Here is a 9,909-nt window from a genome sequence, read left to right as displayed (position 1 = left end):
GGGACTGGCCACTTTGCTTCCACGTATCAAGATGCTGTTTCCAGGTCTCTCGAAGGGCTTTCAGTTCATTGGCAGTCATTATGATCTCCTTAATTCAGAGATCATGACCTTAGCTGGCGAGCAGCCCTGGTAACAGGTGGGGTTTATTTACCGCTTACGTGTATTGGATCTAATCTGCTTTCTTATGTTGAACTTTGATCAAGATCAGTCGCCCAATGAATATCGATAGCAAAATCGCTGCATATATTCCGGTAAATGAAATCAGCATGTTATCCTTAGTCAAGGTATCCAACAATTAGCCTTTCTTCTTTGTGGAATTGAAGTAAGTGAAAGGCTACCAGATCCGATTCTCGGTTACGGCAATTTTTACAGAACTACTAGGTGAGTAACTCAATGAAAAAGGCCCTGATCACTGGTGTCACAGGACAGGATGGTTCCTATCTGGCGGAATTTTTGTTAGATAAAGGCTATGAGGTCCACGGTATCAAGCGGCGTGCCTCATTGTTCAATACAGAGAGGATTGATCATATCTTTCAAGATCCTCATGCCACTAACAAACGTTTTTCTCTTCATTACGGTGATCTAACAGACAGTTCTAACCTCACACGTATCGTTAGGGAAGTGCAGCCGGATGAAATATACAATTTAGGAGCACAGTCACACGTAGCTGTATCGTTTGAGAGTCCTGAATACACTGCTGATGTAGATGCTATTGGAACACTGCGCTTACTTGAAGCAGTGCGTTTTCTCGGGTTAGAGAAAAAGACACGATTTTATCAGGCTTCTACTTCTGAGCTCTATGGGTTGGTTAAGGAGTCGCCCCAGAAGGAAACCACTCCATTTCATCCCCGCTCGCCTTACGGAGTTGCTAAACTATATGCCTATTGGATGGTAGTTAACTATCGGGAAGCCTATGGGCTATACGCATGCAACGGAATTCTATTTAATCACGAATCCCCTCGTCGTGGTGAAACTTTTGTAACGCGGAAAATTACTCGTGGTTTAGCCAATATCGTTCAAGGACTGGATCAGTGTTTGTATTTAGGTAATTTGGGAGCGTTACGTGATTGGGGGCACGCTCGAGACTATGTGAAAATGCAGTGGATGATGCTACAGCAAGAGCAACCTGAGGATTTTGTGATAGCTACCGGCGCTCAGTACTCGGTGAGGCAGTTCGTAGAGCTCTCCGCGATGGAAATGGGAGTTTCGTTGAGGTTTGAAGGAGACGGGACTGATGAAGTGGGTATTGTTGATAGTGTAACAGGTGACCTTGCGCCTTTTGTAAAGTCGGGTGATATCATTGTGCGGGTAGATCCTCGCTACTTTCGTCCTGCCGAAGTGGAAACTCTTTTAGGCGATCCAAGCTATGCAAAACGTCGCTTGGGCTGGGAGCCTGAAACGACTTTACTTGAGTTAGTGAAGGAGATGGTCTCCTACGATCTAGATCAGGCTAAGCGACATGTTCTATTGCGTGATAGTGGTTTTGACATACCATTATCGCGAGAGAAGTAATCATGAAATTATTTATAACTGGTGGCGGGGGAATGGTAGGGCGAAACTTATGTGTTTTGGCTGATCAGAAGCGAGTTAAAGTTTTAGCTCCAGCTAGAAATGAGTTGGACCTTATGGACTACCAAGCTACATTGGCATTTCTTCGCGCTCATAAACCCGATGTGGTTATCCATGCTGCAGGATTAGTAGGGGGAATTCAAGCCAATATTAGTGCGCCTTATGATTTTTGCTTTATGAACTTGAACCTTGGTCTGAATGTTATTCGAGCGGCACAAGAAGCGGGTGTAGACAATCTGATCAATTTGGGAAGTTCTTGCATGTATCCCCGTGACGCACAGAGCCCATTACAGGAGTCGCTTCTCTTAAAGGGGGAGCTTGAGCCTACTAATGAGGGTTATGCCGTAGCTAAGGTAGCTGTATCTAAGCTTTGTGAATATATATCTCTTCAGTATGGGGTTAATTACCGCACCCTCATTCCATGTAACATTTATGGTTGCTGGGATAACTTCCACCCGCAACGATCTCATATGATACCGGCAGTGATTCGAAAGATTCATGAAGCCAAATCACGTGCAGTACCGCAGGTAGATATCTGGGGTGATGGTAGTGCGCGCCGAGAGTTTTTGTTTGCTGCGGATCTCGCTGAATTGATACTTAAAGCTAGCAATTGTGTTGATAAGTTACCGCAATATATGAATGTAGGACTTGGCAAAGATTTTACAATCAACGAATACTATCAGCAGATTGCCGAGGTCATTGGTTATAACGGGACATTTATTAATGATCTTAGCAAGCCTGTAGGCATGAGACAAAAATTGGTTGATATCAGCCATCAAACGATGTTTGGCTGGACACCACCGACTTCTCTCAGTGAAGGTGTTGCTAATACTTATGCTTATTTTTTGAAGAAGGTAATTTGATGTTACTACCGTTGGCAACAACTACTTGGGATCAGGATGAATATGACGCGTTGGAAGCGGTTATTGCCAGTGGTCAGTTCAGCATGGGAGAGCATGTCATAGCTTTCGAAAAAGCCTTTGCTAACTTTGTTGGTGCTAATTATTGCTTGATGGTGAACTCTGGATCTTCTGCAAATCTTCTGGCGACTGCTGCACTATTTTATCGCCAAAATAATACGTTAAAATCAGGTGATGAGATAATAGTGCCAGCAGTATCTTGGTCGACTACTTATTACCCTCTTCAACAATATGGATTAAAGTTAAAGTTTGTTGATGTTGATCGGCAAACGCTGAATCTCGATCTTTCACAAATGGAAGCCGCCGTCAGTGACAAGACCCGCGCGGTGTTTGCAGTCAATTTGCTCGGAAATCCACTGGATTACAAGCGCTTGTATCAGATTATTGATGGGCGGAATATTCTTGTTTTGGAGGATAATTGCGAGTCGATGGGGGCTACATTCGGTGGTAAACAAGCTGGTACTTTTGGTGATGTTGGAACTTATAGTGGATTTTTTAGCCACCACATATCAACTATGGAAGGAGGTATGGTCGTTACTGATGATGAGGAACTTTACCATATAATGCTGTCGATGCGTTCCCATGGTTGGACTCGCCACTTACCTTATAATAACTTAGTTTGTGGGAAGAGCGATGATCCTTTTCGTGAATCTTTTCGTTTTGTGCTTCCCGGCTACAATTTACGTCCCCTAGAAATGTCTGGTGCTCTCGGGCTGGAACAATTAAAGAAACTACCAAGCATTATTGATGGTCGCCGGGCGAATGCCGTGGCATTTGTAGAATATTTTTCTAATATTCCTGGTATATCTATTCAGCATGAGACAGGTCGCAGTAGTTGGTTTGGTTTTGCATTATTGACAGATTCTGAAGCAATAAGGGATAAACTCGTTATTGGTTTGAGCCAGTTTGGTGTTGAGTGTCGTCCAATAGTTGCGGGTAACTTTGTGCGTAACCCGGTCATTGAATATTTCGATTACAGTATCCATGGCGAGTTAAAAAACAGTGAGCATGTCGATGCTTGCGGCTTGTTTATTGGCAATCATCATTACGACATCAGTATCCAATTGCAGCAAACTGCTGAGCTAGTTAAGACGTTTGTCGATGCTGAGTAACCATATGGTTGTTAATTATTAGTCGTTTCTCCTGCTATAGCTATGTAATTTCGAATAGAATGTAAATATTCAAACCAATGATGGATAGGTAATACTGAATGAAGGCTATAGTTATATAGGAAAGGATAAGTCTTTACTTTATAGTCCTCTATTAACACTTTTTATGACATATTTCCTATTGTCATTTAATAAAGCAAAAGCCGTGGGCTAATTAAGTTTAAATATTAATGGGTTAGATCAAAAACAGAGTTCTATATGTTTTTTGATAAAAAAATTGTCACAGTAATGTTGCACTGGGATTATGGTCAAAAGGAGAGAGGCGATTCTGGATCCAAAATTTGGTTCTATGATACGTTTGTTGATCTGTTTAGTGAGGTATCAACATTCTGGTTTGATGATTATATGGATGGTGGTGCAGAACTTCAAAAAAGCCTAATAGAATTTGTTGATAAAGAAAAACCAGACTTAGTGTTTTTTGTACCAAATAAATGGCAGTTTGATAATGAAACACTAGATTATCTAAGGACCAGATACAATACTTGTGCATGGTTTGGAGATGATCAATGGCGTTACGATGATTTCTCTTCTAAATTGGCAAATAAATTTTCTTTCGTTATAACGACCGATCCCTACACGAATTTTTTACATAGAAAAAATGGTGTAGAAAGTATTCTCAGCGAATGGGCTGCTATTGATTATAGTTCTGATTTGTCGCCGCGAACTGATGGCTTTATGTATGAGGTGTCCTTCGTGGGAGGGAAAAACAGTGTCAGAGAATGGTTCATCAATAAATTAGAGTCTAAAGGAATAGAAGTAGAGTGCTTTGGATCTGGTTGGTCGAATGGAAGAGTTGGTTATGATGAAATGGGTGACATTTTTAATTTATCTAAAATAAATCTAAATTTATCAAATAGTATAATTGGTGATATAGATTATTTGATAAGATCTCCAAAAAATATAGTGCGTTGGCTCATTGCCCGTAAAACCTCGGAGCAAGTAAAAGCTAGAAATTTTGAGGTTCCTATGTCTGGTGGATTTCAGTTGACTAACTATGTTTATGGTTTAGAAAGCCACTTTGAAATAGGTAGGGAGGTGGCAGCATATTCCGGGTATGATGATTGTGCTAAAGCTATTGAGATTTATCTTGGTCGTAATGATTTAAGAAATGAAATATGCCGAAAAGGTTATGAGCGTGCTCACAGAGATCACTCATACCAAAAAAGATTTAAAGAGGTATTTTCAAAGGTATGGGAAATGTGAAACAGGTAGCAATCTGGGTAACAAAACATCATTCAGATGACAGGATTTTCGATATAAAGAGTCCATACAACAGAGATGATTGCCTAAAAAAATATCGATCTTTAAAGGAAAAATTGTTAAATTTTGGTTTTGAAATTCACACTCAGGACTTTTATAAAAAGAACGAAAAGGTAGCAGATGCAATATTATTTCTTGATGTACCTAGATTCAAAGCTAGCTACTACTCTAAAGCAATAAAAAGTCCTGACTCAAAGTTATATGTGATTTTGTCAGAATGTGAAGTCATTTCTCCAAGAAATTGGGATAAAAAAAGATTGGATCAATTTGATGGTGTTTTTACATGGGCAAAAAAAATTGTTGATAACGAGAAATATATTCACATAGGTTTTGTTAGTGATCCAATTAAAAAATTGGCGAAAGTAAATAAAGACAAATTCTGCGCACTGATAGCAGGAAATAAATCGAGTACGCATCCTTTTGAACTTTATTCTGAGAGAGAAAAAGCTATTCGCTGGTTCGAAGAAAACAGACCAAAAGAATTTGATTTGTATGGTGTTGGTTGGGATGAGTTTTTTTTCAAAGGACCTTTTTTGGGTAGGGTTTTAAACAGAATTAAATTTATAAAGCGGATTTTTTCCGACCATTTTCCATCCTATAGAGGAGAAGTGAAAAACAAATTTGAAGTGTTGAAGCAATACAAATTTTCTATCTGTTTTGAAAATGCAAAACAGATAGATGATTATATTACAGAGAAAATATTTGATTCATTTCATTCTTATTGTGTTCCTGTATATAGTGGTGCTCCCAATATTGAACACTATGTCCCATCAAACTGTTATATTAGCATTAATGATTTTTCTGGTTATAAAGATCTTTATTTATACTTGAATAATATGACTGACTCTGAATATTCTAATTATTTGGAAAATATATCTATTTTTCTTAAAAGTGAAGATTATTATTTATTTACATCTGAGTATTTTTCTACGCAAATAGCAAAAAAGATTTTCCATGACGCGTGATTTTGTTGTCGTAGGTTTTTCAAAGATTCTACAGATATTATCTGTAATCTTAACGCTTCGAGTTTTGACTAGTGTTCTCAGTCCAGCAGAAGTAGGAAAAGTGCATTTTGTACTTTCTACGATATCATTCTTTGCACTGTTTTTTATAAATCCTGTAGGAATGTATTTGAAGCGAAGAGTTGTTGAATGGAGTAAAAGTGATTACTTAAGTACGTCGTTCACTATATTTTTTTATTATATTATTATTGTTGTTTTGATAACGTCAGCTATTCTTTATATTCTGAATGGCTACTGGATGAATTTTTCAACAATAAGTGTAGATGATCTTATATTGATTGCAGCACTTTATCTTGTTTTCAATACGGTTTCGTTAACCCTCGCTTCTACTTTAAACTTGCTTGGATATCGAAAGTCATGGGCCGTAATAACAATTATTGGGATTTGGGTCGGTATCTTTTCTTCGTGGTATTTTACCCGAGTCGATGCTACAGCTACTCGATGGCTATATGGGCAAGTTTCCGGTTTTTTTATTGCAACCTGTGTAGGTGCTTATTTGATAAATCGTTTTGGTTTTTACTCAAATTTTTATTTTAATGATTTTAGGCGTTCGTTAAACAGAGCTTCCATTGGATTGGCTATTTCTTTTTCTTTTCCAATATCAATTGCTGTTATTTTAGGATGGTTTCAATATCAGTCATGGAAGGTTTTTGTTGGGCAAGTTATTAATTTTGAATATTTGGGGTTGTTCGCTGCTGGTTATGCGATAAGCGCAGGTATTATGGCCGCTTTTGAATCGACAGCTCAGCAGTTTGTACACCCATACTTCTATAAAAATATCACACATGCTACTAGGTACGAGATGCAAGAAGCGTGGACTAACTACGCAAATTTAATGCTTCCTTCTGCCTTTATGACATGTAGCTTTATCGCTGCACTAAGTACGCAATTGATACACCTGTTAGTAGATGAAAAATTCTGGGGGGTCGAACTATTTCTATTAATGGGTTCTTTTATAGAGTTTTTTAGAATTGCTACAAATGTTTACAGTCTTTCGTATCATGCTTCTCTTAATACCGTAAAGATTATTTTTCCGCAGTTTGTCGGTGCATTATTAGTTATTGTTACTTATGCTATTTATTATGAATATCAAAATATTACCATTTTATTTTCTGGTCTTTTATTGTCCGGTGTTGGATACTTTTTTATTTTTTATACTCAGGTAAATAAAGAATATAAACCAAATATAAAAGTTATTCCATTGTTGGTTTCTGGTTTTAGCGGTTTCTGTTTTTACTTTATTGCACAGGAGGTTAATGCAGTTGAACCTAGTATCTATGGCGATATAAGTGCAGTTTTAATATCAGGAGTTATTTATTTGTCGTTGTTGTATGTGATGTTTAAAAGAAGTTTCGTGAATACTATTTCTAACGGGCCAAGTAAATATTGAAAGTTAGTTCGAATTTTTCATAAAGGTATAATCGAAAGCAGTTGAAATCCTTATGCTTATTGGTGTCTAGGGAAACTGTGATTAAGTCCCGTTTTCTGTGCAACTAAGCCAATCAAAGTCATTTGGGCGACAAACCGTTCGCTTTCAGCTCGATTTTTAGCGTCTGCAGGCCGATTTTCCGACATGCAGACGCACTAATCCTAGGCCTTCTGCATCTGACCGACTCGAACAATATTTGCTAAAGCAAATAGCATTGCTAGCTTTCCGTCGTTCTTCATCAGTCCACGGTATCGGGCTTTGGTAAATCCAAATTGGCACTTGATGATCCGGAACGGATGCTCAACCTTGGCGCGAATGCTGGCCTTGATGAACTCAATGTCGATCGGCACCTTGTTGATCCGTGGGTGTTGCTTGAGGGCTTTGACCTTGCTGGGTTGTTCCGCAATATGCCAATCAACTCCCACATCCTTCAGCTCGTCGCGTTTCTGCGCACCGCGATAGCCCGCATCGGCAAAGACAAATGATTCATCCCCATGGAGTAGATGCTCGACTTGGTTCAAATCATGCTCATTGGCAGCTGTGGTGCTCAAGCTGTGTGTCAGACCCGATTTGGCATCAACGCCGATATGGGCTTTCATGCCAAAGTGCCACTCATTCCCTTTCTTGGTTTGATGCATCTCGGGATCACGTTCGCCTGTTTTATTCTTGGTCGAGCTGAGAGCCTCGATGATAGTGGCATCTATCAACGAGCCTTCTTTTACTAACACTCCTGCTTCAGCTAGCCAATTACTGACCTCATCGAATATCTTACGTGCCAAGTTGTGGCGCTCGAGCAGATGCCGGAATTTCAAGATCGTGGAGTGATCCGGAATCGGCTTATCCAGAGATAAGCCGGCGAACAGTCGCATGGAGGCGATCTCGTACAGTGCATCTTCCATGGCAGGGTCGCTCATGCTGTACCACTGTTGCATGCAGTGAATGCGTAGCATGGTCATCAATGGGTAGGGCCGACGCCCATTGCCTGCTTTGGGGTAGTATGGCTCAATCACTGATTCCAACCGCTGCCATGGAACCAGATTCTCCATTCTACCGAGAAACTTCTCCTTCCGGGTTTGGCGGCGCTTGCTGTCGAACTCGCTGTCGGCAAAAGTGAGTTGGTGGCTCATTAAACATCCCTCAAAGATTCAGGCCTAAAATTGTCTCATGTCGGGGACTTGTTCACATCTTCCCTAGGGTAATTACATAGGACCCCATGGGTAAAAACCTCCGACTATCTGATTACATTTTGTTTTCTTAAGCTCAGACTATATATCTTTTAAAATTTCTATAAATTCTCACTTCAAAAAATTTATACCAGAAGTGAGAAATTAAAGCTGTTAATATAAAGTTAATAATTAATAATGAAGCAGAATTGTTAGTCAAGTAGTTAGCAAATCTTGCTTGAATGAAAATATAGTGAAATAGATAAAACGAAAAGCTTATAGTACCAAGCCATATTGAAAATTTATTATTTAATATTATTGAAAAAAATGCACCATCCCTAACAAATATGATTAGTATAAAGGTCAATACTGCAAAGACTCCTTCGTTCACAAAAGCTACGCCATTTATTTCTTTTAGATTAAGCAAAAAAAGTATACATGTAATGGATAGAAAAATTGCAGTATTTGAAAATTGATATAACGTCTTTCTTGTTAGATTTAGGTGAATTACATTGCGATAATGATAACCAATCCCACCAAGCAAAAACATCCATGCATATCGAAAAGGCATCCAATGAACTAGAAGGCGATCTACCTTATTAATATGTCCCAAGTAATGAATAAATGCTGCAATAAATATTGCTAAAATTAGTGAAAAAAATAAATTTTTGAAATTAATTTTCAAAAACTGATTTACAATCAAGTACCCAAAAATAAAGTAAAACAATATTTCAATATGTAATGACCATTCAACCCCTATGATTGTATTTGCATATTTCAAATTAAAAGAAGCTAAATACAATAAATGAGCAAAGAGGTTGTCTATAGATATTTCACCATTGTTAAACTTGTTAGCCCAGCCATTAAATTGTTGTCCACCCATATTTATGTAGATAAAAATTAGTAATATTATTGGAAAGTACGGTATTGAAATTCTTGAAAATCTAATTTTTAAAAATTTGGATAGTGAGTAATTACCAGAGAACAATTGATGAAAAATGGTAAATCCACTTATCACAAAGAACATAGAAACGCCATACTTACCAAAGTCAACAAAGAGGTTGTATGCCCCTCCGAGTTCCCTCAGTCCACCTCCACCTGAATGTATCAAAAAAACAAAAAAAATAGCTATCGCCCTTAATCCTGTTATGAAATTTGTACCTTTATAATCACGTTTTTCTTGCATGAAACCCTCTTTAAAATTGGTTCTATCCACAATGCGTATTCTGGAGAACTTGATCAGCCATTCCGGAACTATTTGATCACCCTAATCCCGTAACGCGTTAATCTGGATAGTAGCAACCTTACTGATCAAGTTCAGCAACTTCACTCATTGTCTTTCTCATTGATTCTCCTTTCAGTTTTAGTTTGTGACTG

General features: G+C 38.4%; 8 protein-coding genes. 6 read left to right on the top strand and 2 right to left on the bottom strand.

Annotated features, from left to right (window positions below):
• Positions 1–393 precede the first annotated feature (393 nt).
• The 6 genes from gmd (at position 394) to BGP75_RS22875 (ending at position 7,330) form a co-directional block, all read left to right on the top strand.
• Positions 394–1,512, top strand: coding sequence for a GDP-mannose 4,6-dehydratase (gene gmd / locus BGP75_RS22900; protein ID WP_076721254.1), 1,119 nt, complete (start codon positions 394–396; stop codon positions 1,510–1,512).
• Between the two features lie 2 nt (positions 1,513–1,514).
• Positions 1,515–2,432: a GDP-L-fucose synthase gene (locus tag BGP75_RS22895; RefSeq protein ID WP_076721253.1), complete on the top strand. Its 918-nt coding sequence runs from the start codon at positions 1,515–1,517 to the stop codon at positions 2,430–2,432.
• Complete coding sequence (locus tag BGP75_RS22890; RefSeq protein ID WP_076721252.1) at positions 2,432–3,601, top strand: DegT/DnrJ/EryC1/StrS aminotransferase family protein; 1,170 nt, start codon at positions 2,432–2,434, stop codon at positions 3,599–3,601. Before BGP75_RS22895 ends, BGP75_RS22890 begins: the two co-directional genes overlap by 1 nt.
• A 255-nt stretch (positions 3,602–3,856) precedes the next feature.
• Positions 3,857–4,861, top strand: a complete 1,005-nt coding sequence (locus BGP75_RS22885) for a glycosyltransferase (RefSeq protein WP_076721251.1) — start codon at positions 3,857–3,859, stop codon at positions 4,859–4,861.
• Positions 4,858–5,883, top strand: coding sequence for a glycosyltransferase family 10 domain-containing protein (locus BGP75_RS22880; protein ID WP_076721255.1), 1,026 nt, complete (start codon positions 4,858–4,860; stop codon positions 5,881–5,883). Before BGP75_RS22885 ends, BGP75_RS22880 begins: the two co-directional genes overlap by 4 nt.
• Positions 5,873–7,330, top strand: a complete 1,458-nt coding sequence (locus BGP75_RS22875; RefSeq protein ID WP_076721250.1) for a lipopolysaccharide biosynthesis protein — start codon at positions 5,873–5,875, stop codon at positions 7,328–7,330. Before BGP75_RS22880 ends, BGP75_RS22875 begins: the two co-directional genes overlap by 11 nt.
• 200 nt (positions 7,331–7,530) lie before the next feature.
• On the opposite strand, the gene BGP75_RS22870 is transcribed toward BGP75_RS22875, so the two are convergent.
• Positions 7,531–8,496 (bottom strand): IS5 family transposase, encoded by a 966-nt coding sequence (locus BGP75_RS22870; protein WP_076721249.1) that lies wholly within the window; start codon positions 8,494–8,496, stop codon positions 7,531–7,533.
• A gap of 133 nt (positions 8,497–8,629) precedes the next feature.
• Positions 8,630–9,718 (bottom strand): acyltransferase, encoded by a 1,089-nt coding sequence (locus BGP75_RS22865; protein WP_143821161.1) that lies wholly within the window; start codon positions 9,716–9,718, stop codon positions 8,630–8,632.
• Positions 9,719–9,909 lie beyond the last annotated feature (191 nt).

The organism is Motiliproteus sp. MSK22-1 (genome assembly GCF_001968815.1).
Lineage (GTDB): Bacteria > Pseudomonadota > Gammaproteobacteria > Pseudomonadales > Balneatricaceae > Motiliproteus.
This window is presented reverse-complemented; position numbering and strand designations above follow the sequence as displayed.